Genomic DNA, 24,692 nt, shown 5'->3' with positions numbered 1-24,692 from the left:
CGTCGACCTCCTCCACGAAGGATTTCTCTCACCGTGACTACGCTTCCTGAATTTTTCACTACCCAGCACCGGCTGCGCGAAAAGGCTGTCTTGGACCAAGGGGCGGGCTCCTCGCTGTTTCTCGTGGAAGATCCCTCGCAGGACGAACTCCTCGTAGAAATTTATGGTCCGGAGCACCGCGGCGTGCTCCGCCAGTCCGGAATCGTTGGCCAGCTGCAGCACAGCGCCATTGCCCCTATCGTGGGTACGGGCACGATGAACAATGGTCAGGAGTTTTTTGTACGCCGCAGCCTGCCGGGCGAGCAGCTGTCGAAGTACACGTCGTCTGGCATCGGCGCCCATCACCTTTCCCAGGAGGAGGCTCTCGCCGTCTTTGCTCCCTTGGCCGACGCCACGGACTTCCTTATCCAGCAGGGCCGCGCTGGCTTTGCTCTCCGTGCGCTCAACCCGCGGCGCATCATCCTCACCGATAACCGCTCGAACGCCTTCTTCGCCTCAGTCGGCCCAGCCACCGCTACCGACGCCCCCACTGCCTCCGCGAAGGAGGTCATCGACCGCCTGGCCCAGCTCGTCTCCGCGGCCTACCCAGGCTTCCGCGCCGCGGCCGCCTACCCCTCAGCCGCCGCCGTTATCGACGCCGTGCGCAGCACACACGCGGACAGCCGGGCCCGGGCGCGGCCCCGTGGCAGTCAGCTCCGCAACACACCGCCGCCCCGCAGGCGGACTGGGCCGGGCCGCAGCAACAGCCTGACTATGCCTCCACTCCCGCGGAAGCTTCATCCACCACGCGCACCTCGAAATCGAAGGGCAAGGTCTTTGCGGGCTTGGGCCTGGGCCTTCTTCTCCTGCTCCTGGTTGGTGGGCTGCTGTGGTTCTTCTTGGGGAGGTCGGCGTGGTCCGACTCAGAGCAGGCGCTTGCCGACGGCCACCCCGGGCTCATCAGCTCCCGCCCCGGCGACGAAGGCTTCAACGGCGCCACCTGCGAATCCCGTGCTCCGGAGGACGGCCAAGAGGCGAAGATTACGTGCGTTGGTGACGGCGTGAGCTACTCCGTGGCGCGGTACGGGGACGTCACCCAGCGCGAGGCCGCCGGCCCGACGCAGGGCGCGCAGGAACTATCCAACGGACGCTGCACCGTGTACAGCTACGACATTTCCGATTCCGAGCCGGTGTTCTACATGAGCGCCGAGGACTCCACCGACGCCGTCCTCGTCTGGGGCGAGGACGCAGAGGACATCCGCCTCAACCTACCTCTGTGTTAAACCGCGCACTTAGTCCGCGCGCTTAAGCAGCGGTGCTATCACCGCAATGGCGATGCCGGCCACGCCGGCAAACAGGAAAGCCCAGTGCGTTCCCTGCGCCGTCGCCGCGGCCGGGCTTAGCCCAGCGGCAGCGCCAGCCAGGGTGCCGCGGGTGAGGAAGACAACGAGCAAAGCCGTTCCCGTCGCACCCGCCAACTGCTGGAAAGTGTTCATGATTGCCGAGCCGTGCGAGTAGAGCTTCTTCGGAAGCGAGGACAGCGCAGTGGTCATCAGCGGCGTCATCATCAAGCACATGCCGAGGGAGAAGATCACGTGCATACCCACGACCATCCACACAGCTGAGTTCTCACCCAAGGTGGCCATGAGCCACAGCCCGGCCACCATGAGCAGTGAGCCAGGAATCATGAGCGGGCGCGGGCCATAGGAATCGAAGAGCCGGCCCACAATCGGGGAAAGGAAGGCTTGGAGGATGCCGCCCGGCATCACCGCCAACCCCGTGGCAAAGGCCGTAGCACCCAGGGTGGTTTGCAGATAGATGGGCAAGACCGTGACCATTCCCAGCATGAGCCCAAAGGACAGGAGGAGGATGATCACCGCGAGGGTGAAATTGCGGACGCGGAAGGGACGCAGATCCATCAGGGCGCGATCCTCCAGCGCCAAGCGCCGCTGCCGACGGATGAATACGGCGAGCGCGATGACGCCCACCACGGTAACGGCGATGTCCACCCAGCCGTCTCCCTGCAGGATCTTTTCCATCGAGGACAGGCCGTAAATCAACCCGCCAAACGCGAGGGCGGAAAGGATGACGGAGAGGCCGTCGAGCGGGGTATCACGGTTCTCACCCACATTGTCTAAACGCCAGAGCCCGGCGACGAGAATGAGGGCGATGAGCGGAACCATGGACCAGAAGATGGCGTGCCAGGTGAAGTGGTTGAGAATCGCTCCGCCGACGGTGGGCCCCAATGCCGGGGCCACAGAGATCACCACGGAAATGATGCCCATCACCGTGCCACGACGCTGCGCTGGGACCAGCGTCATGGCCACGGTCATAAGGGTAGGGATCATCAAAGCGGTTCCGCCAGCTTGAAGGACGCGGCCCACCAGCAGGATGAAGAAGCTCGGCGCGAGGGCCGCCACCACGGTTCCGGCCAGGAAGAGCCCCGCGGACGCAACGAAGATCTGGCGCGTCGTAAGCCTTTCCAGAAGGAAGCCGGTGGTGGGGATAACCACAGCCATGGTGAGCATGAATCCCGTCAACAACCACTGGGCGCTCGTGGCAGGAATGGAGTAGTCCGCCATAATGGCTGGTAGCGCAACGGAGAGCGAGGTCTCGTTGAGAATCATGACCATCGCTCCCAGCACCAGGATGCTGAGGGTAGTTATTACCTTCGAAGGGATTTCAGCGGACATGCGGCCGGCTACACCTTTCAACTTTTCTATTTTGGGTCTTCAGCGCTGCTACTCACATCGTCAGCACCCAAGAGACAACACGTGAGCGATTTAGTGTATTCCTCTGGTGGCCGGGGGTGCCACACGAGCCAGATGTGAGCCCTCGTTGGGTGGCACTCCCCGGAATCTCAGCGGGTGCGTTAGGCCACACGGCAGTGTGAAGGTGACAGCGCCCTCCGTGCTACTCAAAGCTCTAAACGCTACTGCCTAAAGCTACAGAAAGGCCTCTGGATGCAGCGCGACCTCCTTGTCACTAACTCCGCTGGGGAACGTGCCGTCGTGCGCCCAGGTCAGCAGCTAGTGGCAGGCCGCGCGGGGGACTTCCCACTGGCTCCTGATGACGCCTCCATGCACCGCCACTTCCTCCACTTCTGGCAGCAGGAGGACAACTGGATGGTGAGTAACGTGGGCAGCTTCCTCGCGGCGGAGTTATCCTCCCCACACATCCGCACGCACGGCCCCATCAGGCTGCTGCCGAGAGCTACCGCAGCCATCCCCGAGGGCACCTCGCTGCTGTGCTTCACGACGCCCAGCGGTTCCTACGAACTCACGCTAACTCGCGGCCCGCACTGATCTAGCGCTGCCCACCTTTCTCTGACACGAGTGCACGCGCGGCCGGGTCTAGGACGACGACTGCGCCACCGTCTTCGATGCTGCAGCCAAGCCATCGATAGTCGGGCTGGTCTGGCCAGCCGGGATCGGCGTTATAGGAGCAACTGAAATCATCTTCCATGAGGTACCCACGGTTGCCGCCCTCCATGGGCGCGAAGTCATAGTTCTTGTAATACTCAAGAACTTCCATTGCCCGCGCGCAATTCGTCCCGTTTTCTTTGGCATAGACATACTCGCCATTGCCGAGGTCCCCACAGATGGTTCCGGTCATAGCTTTCCCTTCCCCATCTGGCTGCGGTGGGAAGGTATCGGAGTAGTACTCACCATCGTCTTTCACTGTGAAGTGGTGGCCATCGATCTTGACCGTGAACTCATCCTCATTCACGGATTCAAACGTCACACCGTTCATCGTGACGGTGTTCCCTGCTTCTAGCGTGGTGGGTGCCGCGGCGTCTCCGCCCATTTTCACATTGGGATAAAAGCCAGCGTTCGCATCGAAGTTGACGGAGTTAGAAAGCCAGAACGACTGCCCGGTCGCCGGGTACAGGGGCGGATCAGCGAACATTACGCTGCACCCGATCAAACCTTGATCTTCAGTGACTGTGCAGGCCACGCGGTCATTCGGGCTGCTCACTCCATACACCGTGGAGGTCGCGTGTCCCAAGTTGGTGGCGATGAAGTCTTCCTTATCTAATTCTTTAAGGCCCGAGTCACCTTCCTTGTCCTTCGCGGACGTCGGAGCCGAGCTTGCTTCCGTAGATTCAGTGTTATCGGCGGAAGTCTCGGCGGTGGAGGCGTTGTAGAATTGCGGCTCACCGCTGGTGGAATCCTCGGCAGCAGAACACGCTGCCGCCGTACAGGCGATCAGTGCGAGGGGCAGGGCATTCAGAAGCTTTGTCACACCTGCATTTTCTCACGGACTCGTCGATCCTGTGGCCTGCCGCAGCAGTTTTCCCTCATTGGGGGCTGAAGGCGCAGCAATGAGAAAACCAGAAAACCCGCGCAGCCACCAGAGTGGCGGGCGCGGGCAGGTGGAGGCTAGGAGAAACTAGTGCTCCGGCTTCACGATCGGGAAGAGCACGGTCTCGCGGATGCCCAGGCCGGTCAGCGCCATGAGCAGGCGGTCCATGCCCATGCCAGCACCGGCTGTCGGCGGCATGCCCTGCTCCATGGCGGCTAGGAAGTCCTCATCCAGCACCATGGCTTCCTCATCACCGCCGGCGGCAAGGCGGGCCTGGTCCTCGAAGCGCTCGCGCTGGATTACGGGATCCACCAGCTCCGAGTAGCCCGTGGCCAGCTCGAAGCCGCGCACGTACAGGTCCCACTTCTCCGTCACGCCCGGCTGGGAGCGGTGCTGGCGGGTCAGCGGGGAGGTCTCAACCGGGAAGTTCTTCACAAAGATCGGGCCCTCGAGCTGGTCCTCGCAGAGCACCTCCCAGATCTCCTCCACCAGCTTGCCGTGGCCCCAGCCGCCGTTCTTCGGGACGTCGAGCCCGATGACGTCGGCAATCGCCTTGAGCTCCTCGACGGTGGAGTCGATGGTCACTTCCGGCTGGCCGGGGAACTTGCGCTGCAGAGCCTCGTTGAGGGAGGGGTACATTTCAATTTCCGGCCACTCTTCGCCGCCGAGGTCATACTCCGTGCCATCCGCCAGGGTGACGGTGGTGGAGCCAAAGACCGCGCGGGCCACAGACTGGATGGACTCGCGAATGGTGCGAGCACAGTCGTTGTAGTCGCCCCATGCCTCGTAGGTCTCCAGCATGGCGAACTCCGGGGAGTGGGAGCGGTCAACGCCCTCGTTGCGGAAGTTGCGGTTGATTTCAAAGACGCGGTCAATGCCGCCGACGACAGCGCGCTTCAGGAAGAGCTCCGGAGCGATGCGCAGGTAGAGGTCGATGTCCAGGGCATTGGAGTGGGTCACGAACGGGCGGGCCGCCGCACCACCGTGGATGGTCTGCAGCATCGGGGTTTCGATCTCCACGAAGCCCTGATCCTCCAGGTAGTTGCGCAACGCACGCATGACCTTCACGCGGGTCATGGCATTCTTGCGGGCCTCCTCGCGCACGATGAGATCGTTGTAGCGCTGGCGCACGCGAGTTTCCTCGTTCATGTCAGCGAAGGAAACCGGAAGCGGGCGCAAGGACTTCGCCGCCATGGTCCACTCGGAAGCCATGACGGAGAGCTCGCCGCGGCGCGAAGCAATGACGCGGCCGCGTACGGAAATGAAATCACCCAGGTCAACGTCAGACTTCCACGCGGCGAGGCGCTCCTCCCCTACCTCCGCCAGCGACAGCATGGCCTGTACCTGGGTGCCATCACCATCCTGCAAGGTGGCAAAGCAGAGCTTGCCGGTATTACGCATGAAGATAAGGCGGCCGGCGATGGCCACCTCGACGTCAGTCTCCTCACCCGCGTTGAGGTAGGTGACGCCCTCTTCCGCGGCCGGCTCTTCGCCCTCTGCAACGACCTGGAACTGCTGGCGGAGATCCCGCAGGGAGATCGTGCGGTCCACGGTCACCGGATAAGGCTCGGTGCCGGACTCCAACAGTCGGGCGCGCTTCTCGCGGCGGATGCGCAGCTGCTCGGGGACGTCAGTAACTTCAGTATTCTTCTTCTCGCTCACGGTTGTCTAGGGTAGTCGATCCCCATACGCTGGCGCGATCCCGGTTCACAGAGTGTTCATCTAGCCGTTAGACAGTATCAACCGCGCGGCCATCTCAACCGTATTAACTCAGTGCGTCCGTTGCGACATCCCCGCGCAACCAACGAGTTCGATTTTTGGAGCATATTTTCATGGCACTCAACGGCCGCAATCTCTTGGCTAACATGTTTACCTCTTCTCGTTCTTCTCTTACCTGCACCTACAAGTGCGGTAATGCCTGCTTCGGCGAGTGCGAGAACACCTCCGATAACCCTTACTTTGGTGACCAGTTCTCCCGCCGCACTGCTCTGCGCGCCGGTGGTCTGGCCGTCGTCGCCGTCGGTGGCTCCTCTGCGCTGGCTGCGTGTGCCGCGCCGGATGACAACGGGTCTGCGGCTGGCAGCTCCTCCAACAAGACCAGCGAGGTCAAGGGCTCTGACATCGAGCTCACCTCCGCCGAGGGCATGCACTTTGAAGCCGTGGAGGCCAACACCAAGGATGAGGTCGTCATCCCCAAGGGTTATGAGCAGTCCGTCCTGATTGCCTGGGGTGACCCGGTCATCGAGGGCGCGCCGGAATTCGACGTCAACAACCAGACTGCCGCGGATGCGGAGAAGCAGTTCGGCTTCAACAATGACTTCGCCGGCCTCATCGAGCACCCGGATGACAAGAACCGCATGATCTACATGTGCTCGCACGAGTACACCACCGAGCCGATGATGTTCCCGGACTACGACCCGGAGAACCCTACCGAGGAGCAGGTAAAGATCGGTTGGGCTGGCCACGGCCACACCATCCTCGAGGTCTCCAAGGTGAAGGGCTCCGGCGAACTCAAGCGCGAGTTCGGCCCGCTCAACCGCCGCATTACCGCTACCACCCCGTTCACCCTGGTGGGCCCCGCTAAGGGCACCGACCTGGTGAAGACCTCCGCCGACCCGAAGGGTGAGAAGGTCCTGGGCACCCTCAACAACTGCTCCGGTGGCGTGACCCCGTGGAACACCATGCTCTCTGGCGAAGAGAACTTCGACCAGTATTTCGCCGGTGGCGATGTCAAGGATGAGAAGGCCGCTGAATCCCTCAAGCGCTTCGGCATCGAGGAGGGCCCGTCCGAGCGTAAGTGGGAAAAGTACGATGACCGCTTCGACGTGACCAAGGAGCCGAACGAGCCGAACCGCTTTGGCTGGCTCGTGGAGATCAACCCGCTGGACCCGAAGTCCACCCCGATTAAGCACACCGCTGTGGGCCGCTTCAAGCACGAGGCCGGCAACATCCACATCACCAAGGATGGCACCGTGGTCTGCTACTCCGGCGATGACTCCCGCTTCGAGTACGTCTACAAGTTCGTCTCCTCCAAGAAGTACAAGGAGGGCGACCTGAAGCACAACATGACCATTCTGGACCACGGCACCCTGTACGTGGCCAAGATGGAGGGCAACTCCCCAGAGAAGGAAATCGACGGCTCCGGCGTCCTGCCGGAGGACGGTGCTTTCGACGGCACCGGTGAGTGGGTCAAGCTGCTGACCTCCGATACGGAGAACAACAAGTTCGAGTCCCACGTGGACGGCATGTCCGCCGAAGAAGTCGCCGTCTTTACCCGTGAGGCCGCCGACAAGGTGGGCGCCACCAAGATGGACCGTCCGGAAGACGTTGAGGTTCACCCGGAGACCGAGAAGGTCTACATCGCGCTGACCAACAACAAGTACCGCGGCGCCACCGGCGAGAACGCTAAGAAGAACAAGGAAGACGCCAAGGAATGGGCTCCGGTCAAGGAGAACAAGAACGGCCTGGTCATGGAGCTCGAGGATGACCACGCCGGCGAGAAGTTCACCTGGAACCTCTTCCTGGTCTGTGGTGACCCGCGTGAGGCCAGCACCTACTTCGGTGGCTTCGATAAGGAGAAGGTCTCCCCGATTTCCTGCCCGGATAACCTGGCCTTCGACAACCACGGCAACCTGTGGATCTCTACCGACGGCAACGCGCTGGACTCCAACGATGGCCTCTACGCCGTGACCACCGAGGGTGAGACCCGCGGCGAACTCAAGTGCTTCCTCACCGTCCCGGCGGGCGCGGAGACCTGTGGACCGATCGTCGACGATGACCGCGTCATGGTCAACGTTCAGCACCCGGGCGAGGCTGACGACGCCACCTTTGAGAACGCCACCTCCCACTGGCCTGACGGCGGCAAGTCCACCCCGCGCCCGGCCGTGGTTGTGGTGTGGAAGAAGGACGGCAAGATCGGTACCGAATAAGGCACCGACGTTGCGCAGTGCGCACTCTTAGGCGGTGCGCAACTGTGCCTCCAGCACCTCCTGCGCAAAATCCCACAACGGGGTTGCCACCCCAGCTTTGACGCCCATGCGTCGGATAGCTCCGACCTGGGCGTCTAATTCGTTGGGCAGTCCCTCCTTGATATCGCGCTGCATCGAGGACGTGCTATCCGGGTGCTGCTGGCGGGCAAACTCCATGGTTTGTTCCACCACGTTCTCCGGTAGCTCCACGCCAAGTGCGCGGCCGACTGCCTCGACTTCCCGCATGAAGGCCTCAAGCTGGCCGGGGATTTCCTGGCAGAGGTAACCAATGGGCTTATCCACCAAGGCGCCCAGAGTGCCTGTCGGGGTGACGAACATGGCTTTCGACCAAACGTCGACAAGCGCGGCGTCGTGGAACTTGCTAGAGACACCCGCCTCCTTCAGCGCGACCGACAGTTCCTCGCCCGTACGGCGCAGTGACTCCGGCGCATCAGCACTCAGCGGCCCGAAAGCCAAAGCCAAGGGCCCCGGGTTGCGCTTGATCCGTGCCGGCGCCAGGCGCGTGGCATAGACGCGAGCGACACCAGCGAGGATGTTTTCCTCCCCGAATTCCTCGGCCGCCAGGTACGGAATCTCTACTGAATTGTGCGTGGTCACCACCGGGATTCCCTGCAGGGCCTCGCGGTCCTCCGCGCTTCCAAAGGTTTCATTACCCGGCAGCGCCTTCGACGCGATAATCGCCACGTCCAGCCCACCCAAGAGTTCTTTGACCTCGGCAAAGGTCTGCGCAGCGGGGACCTTAATGACCTCGGTGGTGGTGGGTTCCGCGTGGGCATCGATCAACGTCACGCCTGTCTCCCCCAGCACCCGCAAGGTCTCACCACGGGCGACGAAGGCGACGTCGTGACCCGCTGCTTTCAGTTTTCCGCCAAAGTATCCGCCGATGGCGCCGGCTCCCAGAATTCCAATCTTCATGCCTCCAACCTAACTGGTGGAGACCTGCGCCACAGACTTTTATCCGCGCTGTTCTAAGTTTCGGAACCCAATTCCCAACGGCACGCCCGCGTTATCGATGAGCCGCACGCCGCCGATGGTGGCGGCGATAAAGAGGCGGGCATCGCCCTCTGCTGGGGCTTCACCCAGGTCGCGTCCGCGCAGCTCCACGTACTCCGGCTCGACGCCCGCGGCGGCCAACACTTCACGTGCCACACGGACGACTTCCTCGGCTCCGGACTCCGCCGCGTACGCACCGGCGGTGAGTGCCGCCGACAGCGCGCTGGCTTGCTCGCGGGCCTCCGGTGCGACGTCAGCGTTGCGCAGGCTCATCACCACTCCGTCCGGCATGCGCACCGAGGGCACGCCCTGCACGCGCGCTGCGATGTGGAGGTCCGTAAAGGCCTGCTGGGTGGCCACGAGCAGCTCGTAATCCTTCTCCCCCATGAGCACATCGCTGGGACCCAAAGCACAGGTCAGCGCGACAATGCGGGTCAGCTCCGCGCTGACGTCCTCCATGCCGTGGTCGGGCGCGAGGACCCGCGTGCGCTGGCTCTGCTCGCCATAGCGCCACACCACATCAACACTGTCGAGGGCAGAGATGTCTGTCTCTGGGTCCACAGCCACGACGACGATGCCGCCGCGCACGCGCTGGGCCGCCTGGACCAAGGCCAAATGTCCCGCATGGATATCCCGCCCCAACGGCACGAGCACCACGCGCTTGCCCGTCTTGCGGTAGGCGCTGCCGACCATGCGGATGCGCTCAATGTCCTCCACTAAGAGTTGCTCTGCCACGGCGCTTCCTTTCTTACTGCCCACAGTTCCAGTTCTTCCATGTTCTTCTTCTCACCCACCATGCGGGCGACGTCGCGGTAGTTGCGCGCCATGCCCAGCTCCACGGCGGCGGGGTAAGCATCGATGATGTCGCCAGCGTCAAGGTCGAAGGAACTGCCCATAAAATCTTCGATAATCCCCGCCTTAAGCGCCGCCCACGCGCTGAGTTCACCGAGCATCTCCGCGTAGTACAACCGTGCGGCACGTTCGGCGCGCTGCTCCTCCGGCACCGTTTCTGCGGACTGGGAAATCTCCGATAGCAGCAGACCAATGACGGTTTCCGCTACCTCATCGGGCGCGCTCACCGCATAGGAGTCAGCCAATGGTGCTGCGGCAATCGTCACACAGCCTCGTATTTCCAGCTCATCGAGTGCTTCCACACCGGCCAGCAACGAGGTATGGATGACGATCTGTCTCGGGCGCACGTGCTTGGCGACGTCTCCCACAGCTGCCTCCAGCTCTCTCGCCGTTGCAGCGATAATCAGTGCATCGAAGCGGTCCAACTGGGCGGGGTCCTCAAGGCTCTCGATGGTATGGCCCGCCCACTCGAGGCGTCGCGCGAAGTTAAGGCCGGCCCGGGAGCTACCCCAGACCGCCACCCGCATGCGTGGTGCCTTCATCTACTTCTTGTCACCCTTGTTCTGCTGCTTCCTGCGCGCCATGAGCTCCGCCACGGAGACCGCGCCCTCGCGGTGCTCATCGCTGCGGCGGCGGCCACGGGTGCTGGGCTGTGCGGTGTCAGCCTCCGGCTTGCGGTGGCGGTGGTGCGGCTGCGCGGGGGCAGGGTTCGACTTGACGTGCTGCCCGCCCGCGGCGCCCTGGTTCCACTGCACGGCTTGGAAGCTATCGGTCTTGAACTCCGGCGCCTTTGGCTGGGGCTGTGGCTTCTCAGCCTTCGGCTGGGGTTGAGGCTTCGGCTGCGGCTTCTGTTGTGCCGCCTGCGGCTGAGGCTGCGTTTCGGTCATTGGGCGAAACGCCGAGGGACGGTTCTGAGAAGGCTGCGGCGCGCTGAAGGGCGATGGGGCTGGGCGGGCGCCCTGCTGTTCTGCGGATTTCCCGGCGGGTTTCGCGGCGGGCCGCTCGGCTGGCTTCTGCGTGGGTTGCTGAGCTGGCTTCGCCGCCGGCTGCTGGGCGTTGGCACGGGCATTATCCGCCAACAGGTTGTCCAGCGGGTTGCTCACCGGGTGGGTCGGCTGCGAGCCGAGGCGGCCTGCCACGGCGTCGGCAGACGGCGCGCCACCGGACTTCTGAGTGAAATTCACGTTGGTGGCATCGCCGCGCTCATCCACGCTCGCGCCACCGGCCTTGCGCTCCAGCTCCTGGATACGGCGGGCCTCCGCGTACAGGGCGGCAGGCTCGTAAACCCACTCGCGCCCCGAGATCTCCTCGATCTGGGCGCGGATGGCTTCTAGTTCAGAACGGATCTCCGCCAGAACCTCGCTATTGTCTGCTGTGGAAGATCCGGAGGCGGTCAGTGAGGAAGCGGCATGGGCGCGCTCCACCGCCAGAAGCTCGTTGGCCTCATGGGCCTGACGGCGGTAACGCACCACCAGGAAGAAGCCCAGAACCGCAGCCCATAGGGAGGCGAGCAAGGCGATCTTCAGCGCATTCGCCGAACCCGAAATCAGCATGACCAGGCTGGCAATGACCGCGAGAATGACCAAGACGATGAGCCCGATGGAACCGGCGTCCGTCTTCGAACCGGACTGGGAAGACTCCACCGACGTTGGCGGCTGGGAGTCCGGCTGCGCAGAAAACTGGGTCGTCGGGCGATCATCCGGGGCCGACTCGTGCTGGGGCTCAGGGGCGTGGTTCGGACTCGTCATGCCCACTAACTTACCGCTTGTGCACCATCAGATGGAGGTGGCACCTCGCAGTGTCGCTCCAACACCACTCCGGCAATGCACATCGCGGCACCACCCAGCGCCGAGGTCACCACCCCGGCCAGGTCACCGGCCGCAGCAACGAGCTCGCCGGCGCGCGGCACGACATAGACCGCCATTCCCGCATAGGCCCCGCCCACAATGGCGCCGGTCCACGCGGAGGCTTTACCGACGAGCAGGAATTGCGCGATGGTCATAGGATTGAGCTGCGAATTATCCAGGCCGATGCCATGCTCATCGTCCTTTGCTCCGCGCACCTTGAGGGTCAACAGCACACAGACCAGCGCCATGGCCCACAGGGAAATTGACACCGTTGCCGGGATGGCCAGCATTGAGCCATAAAAGCGGGTGGTGAGGATGGCGGCCGCTGCGGCCACGAAGAGGGCCACGCCGACGAGCGCGCTGATCGACGTCCTCTTCATCGCCTACCCCGCTTCCTTCACCGCTGCGACCTCGTCCTCATCGAGGCCCGCGATGAGCTCGCGCACCGGGGTGCCGTTGAGCTGTGCATGCTCATCCGCAGCCAACCACGGCACGAGCACGAAGGCGCGCTCGTGCGCATAGGGGTGCGGGAGGGTGAGCTCCGGATCATCAGAGGTAACGCCGTCTATCTGCACGATGTCCACGTCCAAGGTGCGCGGACCCCAATGCCGCACGCGTACGCGCTCAGCTGCTTCCTCCAGCTTCTGGCCGCGGCGCAGCAGCTCCAGCGGAGTGCAGTCCACGTCCACGATGAGCACCGCGTTGAGGAATTCTTCTTGGTCGGTCACACCCCACGGCGGGGTGGCATAGACCGGGGAGGCCGCGACGGTCTCGGCAGCGAAGTCATCGAAAACGGTCTGTAGCAGCGCGCGGCGGTCCTCCATGTTGGAGCCGATGGACAAGACAGCGCGCATTAGCCTGCCATCCGCTTCCGGGAGCGGCGCGCTACGACCGCGACGTCGGCAAAGGTGCGCGGGATGGGTGCCTTCGGCTTGTGGATCGTCACCTCGATGGCGTGGAGGATCTCGAAGCGCTGCATCGCGGTCTCGGCGACTTCAGCGGCCACCGTTTCGATGAGATCGCGGGAGGGGCCTTCGACGATGTTTGCGGCGACGTCGGCAAGCTCGGCGTAATTCACCGTACGGGACAGGTCATCCTCGATGCCCGCGGTGTCCAACCAACATGTGACGTCCACGATGAAGGGCTGCCCGGTTTTCTTCTCTTCCTCGAAGACGCCGTGGTAGCCAAAGCATTCCAGACCGGTGAGCTCGATGCGATCCGCCATGGGCTTAAGCCTCCCCAGCGAAGTCGAGACCACGGTTCCTCCATCGGCGCCGTTGGCGTAGCTGCCGGAGGCATGCTCGCCGCCGGTATACGCCGCGCCCGCATTCCAGGCGGCAGCCACATCCACAGCATCGCGGGAGACATCGACCTCGTGCACGCGCACGCCCCACGCACCCATCTGCGCGGAGATGGCGGTCACGGCCGCGGTGGCCGGATCCGCGAGCAGTGGGCTGGACTCGGCACCGCGATCCTCCCGGATAGCGGCGAGGAAGCGCTTGCGGGAAGCACCCACCAACAGCGGGAACTCGCCCTGGAGGAACTCCGGCAGCGCCTTGAGCAAAGCCCAGTTATCCTGCGGGGACTTGGCAAAGCCCAGGCCCGGATCCACGACGATATTGTCGTGGCTGACACCTGCTTGGAGGGCGTTATCGGCGAGCTTCGCCAGGGACTCGTGGACATCGCGCACGACGTCCCCGCCGTGGTCGGCCACTCCGGCCGCGCTGCCGAATTGAACGGTGCGCCAGTGCATGAGGCACACCGGCAGGCCGGTAGCCGCCATAGTGTGGTACATCTCCGGATCGGCGGCACCACCAGAGACGTCGTTGATCATGTCGACACCGGCCTCCGCGGCCGCTGTGGCAACCGAGGCCCGCATCGTATCCACGGAGGTCTTAATCCCCTCCTCGTGCAGCGCCTTGATGACGGGCACGACGCGGTGCTCTTCCTCTTCGGCCGCGACACGCACCGCGCCCGGGCGGGTGGACTCGCCGCCCACATCGATCATGTCCGCGCCGGAGGCCACCAAGTGCCGGGCGTGCGCGATGGCGTCGTCGACATTAATCCAGCGTCCGCCGTCAGAGAAGGAATCCTCCGTGACATTGACGATGCCCATGACCAGCGTGCGGCCGGGGACGGTGAGGTTGCTGACTGCCATGGAAACTAGCTCCTAATGAGGCTCATGACCTCCGCACGGGAGGCCGCATTCTTCTTGAAACCGCCGCGCACTGCGGAGGTCGTCGTGGTAGCCCCCGGCTTGCGGATGCCGCGCATGGCCATGCACAGGTGCTCACACTCGATGACCACGATGACGGACTGTGCGTGGAGGACGTCCACGAGGGCATTGGCGATCTGGCTGGTGAGGCGTTCCTGGACCTGCGGGCGCTTGGCGTACATATCCGCCAGGCGGGCCAGCTTAGACAGTCCGGTGACGTGGCCGTCGGGGCCCGGGATGTAGCCGATGTGCGCCTTGCCGTAGAAGGGCACAAGGTGGTGCTCGCACGTGGAGTAGATGGGGATATCGCGCACGAGGACGAGTTCCTGGTGCTCCTCCGCGAAGGTCTTGTGGAGGACCTCGGTCGGGTCCTGGTGCAACCCTGCAAAGACCTCCGCGTAGGCGCGGGCCACGCGGGCCGGGGTTTCGCGCAGACCCTCGCGGTCGGGGTCCTCGCCCACGGCGAGAAGAAGCTCGCGGACAGCGGCTTCGGCGCGCTCGTGATCGAACTCGCGCTGCGCCGGGATGTTATCGCTCATTGGTCTCGCCGTCCTTGTACGGGTTGTTGCGGTATTCGTTGTCTCCCCAGCCGGGCGCGCCCCAGGCGTGATCCTCCGGCTTGGCGTGGCGGCCGCGGCGCTCTTGCTCGCGTTCGCGTGGCTGTGCTTGCGGCTGCGCTTGTGCTTGCGGTTGCGATTCCGGCTGTGCTTGTTGCTGCGGTGCAGCGGACTCCGGCACGCGCGGAATCTCCTGGGTGACCTCGTTGCTGGGGCCCTTCTGCTCTTCAGCCGGTTGCTCCGCCGCCGGCTGGGTCTGCTCTGGGGCCACGGTCTCATCGTGTGCCCCATCGCTTTCGGCACGGTCCTCGCTGAGCTCGCGGCCGGTAGGTTCGGTGATCTCGGATTCACCGAAGAAGGTGTTGCCCTTCTCCGGATCCACGTAGTCACCTGCGTGCTGGCCAAAGCTGAAGCCGATCTCCTTGACCGGCGCCGCCGTCCCGGCGGCGTCAGCGGGCTCTCCGCCGTTTTCCTTTGCTCGCTCCAGCTCCGCGTGGCGGCGCTCGCGGGCGGCACGGGAGGCGTCGAGAAGCGTCATGCGTTTCGGCAGCTCCTCACCGCGCTCCTGGGCCAGCTCCACCGGGGTCTTCACCGGCTCGCGGCCAGCCTGGCGCGGGAAGCGGGCGTCCTCGTTCGGGAAGACGTCGAAGGCCTCGCGCGGCTCGATGCCCTCGAAGATGCCCTCGAGGTCCGGGCGGCGCAGGGTTTCCTTCTCCAGCAGCATCTCGGCGAGCTTATCCAGGTAGTCGCGGTGCTCGGACAGGATGTCATAGGCCTGCTGGTGCGCGCGGTCCAAGAGGTACGCCATCTGCTCATCGATCTTGGCGGCTACGGAATCCGAGTAGTCGATGGTTCCACCGCCGCCGGCGTAGCTGAAGGGATCGCCCTGCTCCTGGCCGTACTTGACGGTGCCCAGGTCCGGGCTGAAGCCGTATTCGGTCAGCATAGAACGCGCGATCTTGGTGGCGTGCTCGATATCGGAGGAGGCACCGGTGGTCGGTGCGCCGAACACGAGCTCTTCCGCGGCACGCCCGCCCATGGCGAAGACGAGGCGAGCGAAAAGCTCGTCGCGGGTGTACATGCCCTTGTCGTCTTCCTGCGCGGTCATGGCGTGGCCGCCGGTGCGGCCGCGGGCCAGGATGGTCACCTTGTAGACGCGCTCAATGTCCTTGAGCGCCCACGCCGACAAGGTATGGCCGCCCTCGTGGTAGGCGGTGACCTTCTTCTCATGCTCAGAGATGATCTTGCTCTGGCGGCGCGGGCCGCCGACGACGCGGTCGGTGGCCTCCTCCAGCGCGTCGTAGGTAATGACGTTGCCGCCAATGCGCGCGGTGAGCAGGGCAGCCTCGTTGAGAACGTTGGCCAGGTCCGCACCGGACATGCCGGCGGTGCGCTTGGCCAGCTGCGCCACGTCCACTTCCTTGGCCAGCGGCTTGTCCTTAGCGTGCACGCGCAGAATCTGCTCGCGGCCGGCCAGGTCCGGATTGGTCACCGGGATCTGGCGGTCGAAGCGGCCCGGGCGCAGAAGCGCCGGGTCCAAGATGTCGGGACGGTTGGTGGCGGCGATGAGGATGACGCCCTCACGGTCACCGAAGCCATCCATCTCCACGAGCAACTGGTTCAGCGTCTGCTCGCGCTCATCGTGGCCGCCGCCGGTACCGGAACCACGCTGGCGGCCCACGGCGTCAATCTCATCGACGAAGATGATGCACGGGCTATTCTGCTTGGCCTGCTTGAACAGGTCGCGCACGCGGGAAGCACCGACGCCGACGAACATCTCCACGAAGTCGGAACCGGAAATGGAATAGAAAGGCACGCCGGCCTCACCCGCAACGGCGCGGGCCAGAAGGGTCTTACCCGTGCCGGGAGGGCCGTACAACAGCACGCCGCGCGGGATTTTCGCGCCCAGCGCATGGTAACGCTCCGGATCATCCAGGAAGTCCTTGATCTCCTGGAGTTCATCCACCGCTTCATCCGCACCGGCAACATCCGCAAAGGTGTTGGTGGGCATGTCCTTGGTCAGCTCCTTGGCCTTGGAGCCACCAATGCCGAACATGCCGCCCGCGCCCTGCTGCATGCGGGTCATAAGCCAGAACAGCAGCGCGAAGAGGATCAGCATCGGCAGCAGGAAGCTGATCATGGAACCGATGAAGGAATCCTGCGTCACCTTGGTCTGGTACTTCTCCGCACCAGAGCCCTTCACCGCGTTAAAGACCTGCTCGGAGGCGCGGGCCGGGTACTTGGCAATGACCTCTTCGACGCCTTCCTGCTCCTCCACCGTCACCGGCTTCTTGAGCTTGAGGCGCAGCTGCTGCTCGCGGTCATCGATCTGTGCTTCCTCGACGTTCTTATCCGCCAACTGCTGCATGGCCACGGAGGTGTCGACCTGCTTGAAGCTGCGGGCATCATTGCTAAAGAACGTAAAGGCGTACAGCAGAATGAGAACCAGGCCCGCAATCGAGCCATAGCGGATGATGTTCTTGTTTTTCATTAATTACCTTGCGAATTCGAGGCCTCAAACCAAAGAGGGCAAGAAAAGACTAGTCGTTGCTGTAGACCGCAGGATCCAGGGTGCCCACATACGGCAAGTCGCGGTAGCGCTCCGCAAAATCCAGACCATAGCCCACGACGAACTCGTTGGGGATATCAAAGCCCACGTCGAAGAGATCCAGCTCCGCCTTGACCACCTCGGGCTTGCGCAGCAGCGTGACCACTTCCAGGGAACGCGGCTGGCGGCCCTGCAGGTTGCGGATGAGCCAGGACAAGGTCAGGCCGGAGTCGATGATATCTTCCACGATGACCACATCGCGGCCCTCGATATCGCGGTCCAGGTCCTTCAAAATACGCACCACGCCCGAAGAGGAGGCCGAGTTGCCATAGGAGGACACCGCCATGAACTCCAGTTGGGACGGAATGGTGAGCTTGCGGGCAAAGTCCGTCAAGAAGAAGACCGCACCCTTGAGCACGCACACCAGGATGAGGTCATCATCGGCGTTGCTGTATTTCTCGGAAACGCGGTCCGCCATCTCTTGGATGCGCGCCTGAAGATCGTCTTCGGCGACGAGTACGTTTCTAATGTCCTCTCCATAAGGATTGGCGGGGACGGCTGAATCATGGTTGTCGTGCACGTGAGCGCTCCTTTGCTGACCGAGGCAATAGTGACAGTTTGCCACCAACGCGTGCGACTTCCAACCTTGTACCTCTCTTTTCACCACGGACGGCGACTGGCCCCTGCCCGTGCCACTGCACGCACAGGGCATCGATGCCGCGCACCGCCTCGCGCGTAACCTCCACTCCTTCCTCGCGCAGCCACGCGGCAATCGCCCGGCGGCGCTTCGGTTCTGGGAGAACGGCCAGCTCGGCGCAGTCGGTGGTGGGGTGGGTGGTGAGGAGGGCGTCGTCAAGCGCGGCGTCATGGGCGGCCTGGGCCAAAGCCGGCACGGGGTCACCGCCTAGGATCTCCTGCAGGCGCGGGAGGATCTCGCGGCGCAGCGCCACGCGGCGAAAGGCCGGGTCCTGGTTCTGGGGATCGTGCCAGACGTCCAGCCCTAGCTCCGCGCAGGCGGCCTCGGTTTGGGCGCGGCGCACGCGCAAAAGGGGGCGCAGCACGCGCACGCCCTCCACCTCGGAGCGCTCGCACATGCCCGCCACCTTCCCTCGCAGGGCGCTCAGCAGCAGGGTTTCGGCCTGGTCATCGGCGGTATGAGCCACCGCCACCTCGCCCCAGGGCGCGAAGGCACGGTACCGGGCGGCGCGGGCTTCGGCCTCCACGGAGCCGTGCTTGGCGACGTCCACCGGCAACACCTCCGCCCCCGCCCCCAATCCACGAGCCTGGTCGGCAGCCCGGCGCGCCTGTGCGGCCGAGCCTTCCTGTAGGCCGTGGTCGACGCAGAGCGCTGTGACCTCATGACCTTCTGCGACGAGGGCCGCGGTCAGCGCCAGCGAGTCGGCCCCGCCGGACAAACCCACCGCTATGGCCCGCGGTTGCTGCCCCACCACGGCGCGGGCGGCCACCCGGCAGGCCATGAAGTTGGGGCTTTTACGTGGCCAAAAAGGTTTCTTAGAAGTCATGGAGTGCGGCGGCGAGGGCGTCTTGGGCCTGGCGGGCGGAGGTGACTTCGCCGTCGTTGACCAGGAAGGCGAAGGCATAAACCCGGCCCGACTGGCCTTGGGCGGTGCCGGTCAGCGCGGAGGTTCCGGTGAGTGTGCCGGTCTTGGCGCGCACGAAGCCGCGGGCGGGCGAATCGGAATAGCGCTCATAGAGGGTTCCTTCGCCGCCGGCGAGGGGGAGGTAGCCCAACAGTGGGCGAAGCTCTTCGGTGGCTACGGCTTGATCTGCGATGTGGGCGAGGAGGCCTGCGGGGATGCGGTTGTCGCGGGAGAGGCCGGAGCCGTCCTTTAAGGTGACGCCGTTGACGTCGATGCCGGCGCCGCTGAGCACGTCGAGGGTGGCCTGCGCGGCGCCGTCGAAGCTTGCCTCCGCATCTTGGCTGATGGCCAGCTCGCGGGCGATGGCCTCTGCCATGACGTTGTCGGAGTCCTTGGCCGCTTGCTGCGCGCGCAGGGCCAGCGGCTCGGACTCGCTGGAGGCGATGGCCTCTGCGTTGTCGGGTGCGGGGGCCATGTCGGCTTTATCGGTCCCCAGGCGGCTGGCGAGCGCGCGGGCGACGTCGAGTGCCGGCTCATGGGAGCGCGGGACGTCCCCGGTCTTCTCCCCGATGCGCCCGCCGTAGAGCATGGCTGGCTGGATGGGCGCGACATAGCCGCCGTCGATATTGTCATCGTCCCAGCCGGGAGCCTGGTCGGGGCCGGCCCAGACGGAGGTATCAATGGATACTCGATTGACGGTGCTCATGTGCTTCTTGATCTGCTCCGCGAGCTCATCGAGGCGCTCGTCCGTCAGCCACACATCGCCGGAGGCTTTGATGACCACGTCGCCATCGTTATCGCCCTTGACCACTTCCGTAGTGAGGCGCTCTTCTTCATCGAGCGCGAGCGTTGCTGCGGCGAGGGTGAGGACCTTGGTCGAGGAGGCGGGCGTGAGCGGCTTTGCGGGTTCGCGCTCCCACAGCACCTCGTGGGTGGTGGTGTCGATGACCTGACCGCCGAAAGTGGCGAGGGCTTTGTCTTTGCCCAGTTCATCCAACTTCGCTTTGAGCGCGGCGGTGTCTATCTCACCAGGCTCGACGGGCTGGAGCAGCGTTTCGGGTTCTGCCTGCTTATAAGGTTGGCCGTGGTCCAGTTGATCGTAGGTGCGTTGGACTTCTACGCCCACTGCGGCCGTCGCCGCCACGACGCCGGCCGTGACGAGGGCCGCAGTACTCCACCAGACATGCTTAGCTTTCATCGCCCTTTAGACTAGCGCGGTAGACTATGCGGAGCACATGCCAACCTATTAGTTATGGAGGATTCAGCCGTGAGCGTTGAAGTAACCATCGAGATCCCTAAGGGCTCCCGCAACAAGTACGAGATCGACCACGAGACCGGCAAGGTCCACCTCGACCGCTACCTGTTCACCCCGATGGCCTACCCGGCTGACTACGGCTTCATCGACCACACCCTGGGTGAGGACGGCGACCCGCTCGACGCACTAGTTATCCTCCCGGAGCCGGTCTTCCCGGGCGTTGTCGTGGAGGCCCGCATTCTCGGCGTATTCAAGATGACCGACGAGGCCGGCGGCGACGACAAGCTGCTCGCCGTCATCGATGACCCGCGCTGGGAGCGCTACCAGGACATCAACGATGTGGAGCAGCACATCAAGGACGAGATCGAGCACTTCTTCGTCCACTACAAGGACCTAGAGCCGAACAAGGAAGTTACCGGCTCCGGCTGGGGCGACAAGGCTGAGGCAGAGAAGATCCTCGACGAGGCTAAGGCTCGCTTCAAATAATTCGCACTTCTAAGGGACGTTTCGATCAAATAGGGCCCAAAATCCGAGGGTTTGAGAGGCCTTAGTTGATCGAAACGTCCTTTTTCTTTGTCACCGCGACAACTCCTCGTTCGTGACGTACGATTCGATCAAATAGGGGGCCGAAAACAGCGGTTTCTGGGGGCTTATTTGTTAGAAACGTACTCATCGGGGGCACATGGAAATTTTCGAGGGACGCGCGGGGACTCGCCGCGCGGCTAATGGCCAGGCCATCAAGATTTGTCGCGGTCTGTATTTATCTGCGGTGCCAACACCGCGCCAACTCGCTGAAATCGTCTCGCGACGCTGGCCGGATTCAGCTCTGGATGGCTACTCCGCCGCCCAGCAGTATCTTGGCCAAGAACTGACTTTTCCGCTTCACTTCCTGCGCGCAGGAAGATGGCATCGAGCACGTACTTCCGGAGCCGGCGGGCGCGGCCCAAAGCATTGGGCAGCATGAACGGGGTAAACGTATGCAGTCCGTTACAGTGCATTGAGTCCATGGCGCACGAAGACGCTGTGGCCTTCATCGAGGCCTTCTTCGCTGGGCCGCATGGGCCCGCGCGCATCGAGACCGAGCAGTTGGATTTTCGCCGACTTTCCAAGCACACGCGTGAGGTGCTGGAGAAGGCCATCGTGGGAGCGGACAGTAAGCCGGAGCGCGACCTGACGCGCGGTCTTGAGCCGCACGTTAAGGTGCGCAACAACCTAAAGATTGGCCCCTACCGTTGGGACCTTGTGCTCGAGGAGTACAAGGTGGCCATCGAGGTGGACGGCTATGCCTATCACAAAGGCGAGAACCGGCAGCGTTTCGAGATCGACCGCCAGAAGCTTAACGACGCCATCCAGCGCGGCTACCGGCCCCTCCACTTCACCGCCGCCACGATTGAACACCATCTCGACGTGGCCGTCCAGCAGGTTCTCGCGGTCATAAAAGGGCGGGGCAGTTTCGTGGCCCCGCCGTGGACATGGCACCACTATTGGCGCTGGGAGCGCGAGCGATGCTGCTAGGAAGCCGCAACGTGCCTAGGAGCCACAGTGGGAGGCGAGCCAGCCGTCGAGCTCGGATTCGGGTGCATCGGGAGCGATGGGATCTTCGGCGAACTCCTCGCCCGTGCGAGCCTTGTCCTTGGCCGTGGTGAGCATGAGCGAGCGGCCGTCCGGGTAATCCAGAACCACGTTCGCGGAGGCGTAGCCGGCGGTCGGCTCGCCGAAGGTGCGCACGTTATCCAGGCCGCGGAAGGCCAGGAGGGTGGCCTCGCCGGAGGACGCGGTTTCGTCGTCGGTGAGCACGGCGACGGGGACCTCAAGCTTGCCGCCGGACGTGGTGGTGGGGGTGCCGCCACCGGTGACGGAGTTGCCGTCGATGGTGACGTCGGTAGTGCCCATGCGGCTAACGAAGGAGAGCGCGGTGCCGTCCGGCAGCAGCGGGCTGAGCCCCGCGTACATGGGCCCCATGTCACCGCCGCCGTTGCCGCGCAGGTCCACCACGGCAGCGCACGCCTCCGGGTGGGCAGTCAGGCCTTGGGCCAACGTGTCCGCGTAGGCCTGGCCGTCATCGTGGCGGCCAATCGACGGCACGGTGGCGCGCAGGACGCCGTCGTCAAAGTCGACGGAGGGATCGGTTCTCTCGATAGCCTTTTCCTTTTCGGCGCTAAAGACCTTGGAATGCTTACCGCCGGCGGCGTCGATGGCGGCATCGAGGAGATCGGCATTCGTGGGATCCTCCTCAAAGGCCTCACGGGCGCGCTGGAATTTATCGCTGTCGCCGTAGATGCCGGTAAGCGCCGCGGTATCCACCATCGCGGTGTTGATGCGCTTTTCGCTGGCGTTGAAGAGGAATACGGGTTTGCCCGCAAACGCCCCGCCATAGGAGGGGCCGAAGAAGTACACGGCCGCGACCACGGCGATGAGAGCAACGACGAACAGGCCACCGAAGATTTTCAGTACCGTTTTCATTCTTTTCGCCGTCCCGTGCGCAACACGTAACCGCGGAGAGGCTCCACAATCACGATGGCAAGGAGCGTAACCAGCCAGCCCACTGCCAAGAAGCCGAAGGCCATGAGCAGGCGGGCGAGTACATTGACGTCGCTTGACTCGACGCTGGAGAAGAACATCAGCGAGGCAATCCCGCCGCCAAAGAGGAAGCCGAAGAAACTCAATCCCACGACGGGCCCCATGACCGCAAGCGCGCCGGACCGGAACTGGAAGCCACGCGGCACGCCCATGAGATCCAGGGAGCGGATGAGCTCCTTGTCTTCAAAGATTCCGGAGACCTGTCCCAGGATGATGGACATGGTGGTCAGCGTGAAGCCAAAGATGAGGGTCAACACGACACCGGTGGAGATGTCTTTGAACACCACGTTCGTTCCGGGGTCTTCCTTGAGCGACAGAGCCAGGGCATCGGAGCCCAAGGGCGCGGTAACGAGGAATCCCGCCAAGTAACCGAAGAAGCCGATGGCAGCACTCCGCCTCCACGCGGGGCGCGCATTACCCGCCACGCGCTGGCAGGCCACGAAGTGCGCGGTACCCGGGAAGAGGGACAAGATGTGCGCGCCGAGCTGCAGGATGAAGGGAGCGATGAGGTTGATGCTCATCAGCATGCCGAACATAACCACGATGACCATAGCGGTGGGCGGGCCCGCCTTGCCGAAGAGGAAAGCCCCTCCGACCGCCACGATGACAAGGAAGACGATGGCGCGCCACCAGCGGTAAGCCGCGGGCATCTGACGCTTAGCCACGCCCAGCGGGCTCACCCGCACCCGGCGCATGCCGACGAGTGCTGCGCCGATGGCCAGCAGAAAAAGCACACCGGCCACGGCCAGATAACCCCACCAGGGCAGCAGAATCTCAGGCAAAGAAATGGAGCGCATCTGGAAGTCCAGCTGGGTGAAGACCGGCGCGATGAGCTGGCTGATCAGCCCGCCGAGCACGATGCCAATGATGGCTTGCAGGCCCGTCTCCACGATGGCCATGCGCTCCACCTGGCGGGAGCTCAATCCCAACAGGCGCAGGGTGGCCAGGCGCTGCTCCCTGCCTGAGGCGCCGAGGACAGCGGCTTGGGCTGTGAGGTTGAACAGCGCCGGAAGAATGAAGGCGCAGGCCAACAGGGCCAGAGCAAACCACGAATACAGGAAGAACTCAATCTCGTTGCCGAAGGGCTCCTTGAGAGCCGGGGCGGCGTCCTCGACGTGCTGGGCGCGCTCCCAGAACATCCAGGTGCCACCCGCAACGAGGAAGGCAATGGCGGAACCAATGGTCAGGCTCACAATAGCCAGAACCGAGACGATGCCCGTTCCGGAGCGCGCGCGTATCGATTCGCGCTGCAGGTCAAAGACTAAAGTCGCGGTGTTCATCGAATCACCCCGAGGCGGCGGTCATCGTGGATGATGCCATCGCGAATCTCCACGCGGCGCTGCATCCAGTCAGCCACCTTCGGGTCGTGCGTGACCATGACCAGGCTGGCCCCGGATTGGCGCACAATGGTGGTGAGCATCTGCATCACCTCATGACCGGTGGACTGGTCCAGGGCACCGGTGGGCTCATCGGCGAAGACCACGCCCGGATTCGCCACCAGCGCACGCGCGATGGTCACGCGCTGCGCTTGACCACCGGAAACCTGCGCCGGGCGGCGGTCCGCCAAATCGCCCAGGCCCAGTTGGTCCAGCAGCTCCATCGCCCGCTTCCGGGCCGCATGCCGCCCCATGCCGTTGAGCATGCCCGGCAGCGCCACGTTGTCGACGTTGCTCAGCTCCGGCAGGAGCTGGCCGTCTTGGAAGACGAAGCCGAAGTTGCGGAGACGAGTGCGGGAACGGGGGGCGTCGCCAAGCGCGGAGAGCTCCTCATCCCCGTAGCGCACACTGCCGTGCGTGGGTGTGAGCACACCGGACATGCAGTGCAGCAGCGTGGACTTGCCGGAGCCGGACGGCCCCATGACGGCCACGAGTTCGCCCGGTTCGATGTTGAGGGAGATTCCAGCGAGCACCGGGCCGCCGCCGAAATCCTTGGTGATGTCTGTCAGGGAAAGTGTTTGTGCCATGTCTCTCA

Annotated in this window: 24 protein-coding genes and 1 pseudogene; 6 read left to right on the top strand and 19 right to left on the bottom strand. The window is 63.9% G+C overall.

The features are described 5' to 3' along the window. Positions 1-33: 33 nt before the first annotated feature. Both FME68_RS08295 and FME68_RS13275 read left to right on the top strand, forming a co-directional pair. Complete coding sequence (locus FME68_RS08295) at positions 34-1,044, top strand: hypothetical protein (RefSeq protein WP_230308940.1); 1,011 nt, start codon at positions 34-36, stop codon at positions 1,042-1,044. Continuing rightward, on the top strand, positions 1,041-1,262 hold the full coding sequence (locus tag FME68_RS13275; protein ID WP_230308939.1) for a hypothetical protein: 222 nt from the start codon (positions 1,041-1,043) through the stop codon (positions 1,260-1,262). Before FME68_RS08295 ends, FME68_RS13275 begins: the two co-directional genes overlap by 4 nt. A gap of 9 nt (positions 1,263-1,271) precedes the next feature. Here FME68_RS13275 and FME68_RS08290 read toward each other — a convergent pair whose 3' ends face one another. After that, positions 1,272-2,672: an MDR family MFS transporter gene (locus tag FME68_RS08290; RefSeq protein ID WP_158397189.1), complete on the bottom strand. Its 1,401-nt coding sequence runs from the start codon at positions 2,670-2,672 to the stop codon at positions 1,272-1,274. Positions 2,673-2,942: 270 nt separating this feature from the next. Here FME68_RS08290 and FME68_RS08285 point away from each other — a divergent pair, with 270 nt between their 5' ends. Continuing rightward, positions 2,943-3,284, top strand: coding sequence for a hypothetical protein (locus FME68_RS08285; RefSeq protein ID WP_070821346.1), 342 nt, complete (start codon positions 2,943-2,945; stop codon positions 3,282-3,284). A gap of 1 nt (position 3,285) precedes the next feature. Here the strand turns inward: FME68_RS08285 and FME68_RS08280 are convergent, their stop codons facing one another. Both FME68_RS08280 and lysS read right to left on the bottom strand, forming a co-directional pair. Beyond that, positions 3,286-4,224: a hypothetical protein gene (locus tag FME68_RS08280; protein ID WP_158397188.1), complete on the bottom strand. Its 939-nt coding sequence runs from the start codon at positions 4,222-4,224 to the stop codon at positions 3,286-3,288. 147 nt (positions 4,225-4,371) lie between these two features. Beyond that, positions 4,372-5,946, bottom strand: a complete 1,575-nt coding sequence (gene lysS / locus FME68_RS08275) for a lysine--tRNA ligase (protein ID WP_070680080.1) — start codon at positions 5,944-5,946, stop codon at positions 4,372-4,374. A gap of 170 nt (positions 5,947-6,116) precedes the next feature. Between lysS and FME68_RS08270 the strand changes: the two genes are divergently transcribed. Then, a complete protein-coding gene (locus tag FME68_RS08270) occupies positions 6,117-8,213 on the top strand; it encodes a PhoX family protein (RefSeq protein WP_158397187.1) in 2,097 nt (698 codons plus the stop codon). Positions 8,214-8,240: 27 nt separating this feature from the next. Here FME68_RS08270 and FME68_RS08265 read toward each other — a convergent pair whose 3' ends face one another. The 13 genes and pseudogenes from FME68_RS08265 to dacB form a co-directional block, all read right to left on the bottom strand. Then, complete coding sequence (locus FME68_RS08265) at positions 8,241-9,188, bottom strand: 2-dehydropantoate 2-reductase (RefSeq protein WP_158397186.1); 948 nt, start codon at positions 9,186-9,188, stop codon at positions 8,241-8,243. Positions 9,189-9,227: 39 nt separating this feature from the next. Beyond that, entirely contained in the window at positions 9,228-10,001 is a 774-nt protein-coding gene (locus tag FME68_RS08260) for a pantoate--beta-alanine ligase (protein ID WP_328287786.1), read from the bottom strand. Continuing rightward, complete coding sequence (locus tag FME68_RS08255; RefSeq protein WP_158397185.1) at positions 9,983-10,660, bottom strand: Rossmann-fold NAD(P)-binding domain-containing protein; 678 nt, start codon at positions 10,658-10,660, stop codon at positions 9,983-9,985. The genes FME68_RS08260 and FME68_RS08255 overlap by 19 nt, the downstream gene beginning before the upstream one ends. Then, complete coding sequence (locus tag FME68_RS08250) at positions 10,661-11,866, bottom strand: DUF6779 domain-containing protein (RefSeq protein WP_158397184.1); 1,206 nt, start codon at positions 11,864-11,866, stop codon at positions 10,661-10,663. 5 nt (positions 11,867-11,871) lie between these two features. Next, positions 11,872-12,345 carry a DUF3180 domain-containing protein gene (locus tag FME68_RS08245; RefSeq protein ID WP_158397183.1) on the bottom strand — a complete coding sequence of 158 codons (474 nt, stop codon included), beginning with the start codon at positions 12,343-12,345 and terminating at the stop codon, positions 11,872-11,874. Positions 12,346-12,348: 3 nt separating this feature from the next. Beyond that, positions 12,349-12,819, bottom strand: a complete 471-nt coding sequence (gene folK / locus FME68_RS08240) for a 2-amino-4-hydroxy-6-hydroxymethyldihydropteridine diphosphokinase (protein WP_158397182.1) — start codon at positions 12,817-12,819, stop codon at positions 12,349-12,351. Further along, a complete protein-coding gene (gene folB / locus FME68_RS13270) occupies positions 12,819-13,190 on the bottom strand; it encodes a dihydroneopterin aldolase (protein ID WP_070564117.1) in 372 nt (123 codons plus the stop codon). Before folB ends, folK begins: the two co-directional genes overlap by 1 nt. Positions 13,191-13,271: 81 nt before the next feature. Then, positions 13,272-14,123 (bottom strand): annotated as a pseudogene (gene folP / locus FME68_RS08235) (dihydropteroate synthase); the annotation flags it as partial. A 5-nt stretch (positions 14,124-14,128) separates the two neighbouring features. Next, entirely contained in the window at positions 14,129-14,719 is a 591-nt protein-coding gene (gene folE / locus FME68_RS08230; RefSeq protein WP_070562366.1) for a GTP cyclohydrolase I FolE, read from the bottom strand. After that, entirely contained in the window at positions 14,709-17,228 is a 2,520-nt protein-coding gene (gene ftsH, locus FME68_RS08225) for an ATP-dependent zinc metalloprotease FtsH (protein ID WP_158397180.1), read from the bottom strand. The genes folE and ftsH overlap by 11 nt, the downstream gene beginning before the upstream one ends. 49 nt (positions 17,229-17,277) lie before the next feature. Next, positions 17,278-17,865: a hypoxanthine phosphoribosyltransferase gene (gene hpt / locus FME68_RS08220; protein ID WP_328287785.1), complete on the bottom strand. Its 588-nt coding sequence runs from the start codon at positions 17,863-17,865 to the stop codon at positions 17,278-17,280. Next, complete coding sequence (tilS, locus tag FME68_RS08215) at positions 17,849-18,808, bottom strand: tRNA lysidine(34) synthetase TilS (RefSeq protein ID WP_158397178.1); 960 nt, start codon at positions 18,806-18,808, stop codon at positions 17,849-17,851. Before tilS ends, hpt begins: the two co-directional genes overlap by 17 nt. Next, positions 18,798-20,084, bottom strand: a complete 1,287-nt coding sequence (dacB, locus tag FME68_RS08210; protein ID WP_158397177.1) for a D-alanyl-D-alanine carboxypeptidase/D-alanyl-D-alanine endopeptidase — start codon at positions 20,082-20,084, stop codon at positions 18,798-18,800. Before dacB ends, tilS begins: the two co-directional genes overlap by 11 nt. A 69-nt stretch (positions 20,085-20,153) precedes the next feature. Between dacB and FME68_RS08205 the strand changes: the two genes are divergently transcribed. Both FME68_RS08205 and FME68_RS13265 read left to right on the top strand, forming a co-directional pair. Next, positions 20,154-20,627, top strand: a complete 474-nt coding sequence (locus FME68_RS08205) for an inorganic diphosphatase (RefSeq protein WP_070685816.1) — start codon at positions 20,154-20,156, stop codon at positions 20,625-20,627. Positions 20,628-21,146: 519 nt separating this feature from the next. After that, positions 21,147-21,656 (top strand): endonuclease domain-containing protein, encoded by a 510-nt coding sequence (locus FME68_RS13265; RefSeq protein ID WP_230308938.1) that lies wholly within the window; start codon positions 21,147-21,149, stop codon positions 21,654-21,656. A 15-nt stretch (positions 21,657-21,671) separates the two neighbouring features. On the opposite strand, the gene FME68_RS08195 is transcribed toward FME68_RS13265, so the two are convergent. Genes FME68_RS08195 through FME68_RS08185 form a run of 3 tightly spaced genes read right to left on the bottom strand, consistent with a single transcriptional unit; the run spans position 21,672 to position 24,684 of the window. Then, the gene (locus FME68_RS08195; protein ID WP_158397172.1) at positions 21,672-22,604 is read right to left on the bottom strand and encodes a S41 family peptidase; all 933 of its coding nucleotides are present in this window, start codon (positions 22,602-22,604) and stop codon (positions 21,672-21,674) included. Next, a complete protein-coding gene (locus tag FME68_RS08190; RefSeq protein WP_042532379.1) occupies positions 22,601-24,001 on the bottom strand; it encodes an FtsX-like permease family protein in 1,401 nt (466 codons plus the stop codon). The genes FME68_RS08195 and FME68_RS08190 overlap by 4 nt, the downstream gene beginning before the upstream one ends. After that, positions 23,998-24,684 carry an ABC transporter ATP-binding protein gene (locus tag FME68_RS08185; RefSeq protein WP_158397170.1) on the bottom strand — a complete coding sequence of 229 codons (687 nt, stop codon included), beginning with the start codon at positions 24,682-24,684 and terminating at the stop codon, positions 23,998-24,000. Before FME68_RS08185 ends, FME68_RS08190 begins: the two co-directional genes overlap by 4 nt. Between the last annotated feature and the right edge of the window lie 8 nt (positions 24,685-24,692).

It is taken from the genome of Corynebacterium hiratae (assembly GCF_009708045.1).
Classification (GTDB): Bacteria; Actinomycetota; Actinomycetes; order Mycobacteriales; family Mycobacteriaceae; genus Corynebacterium; species Corynebacterium hiratae.
Note: the sequence above shows the minus strand (reverse complement) of the source record. Positions and strands in the feature narration are given on the sequence as shown.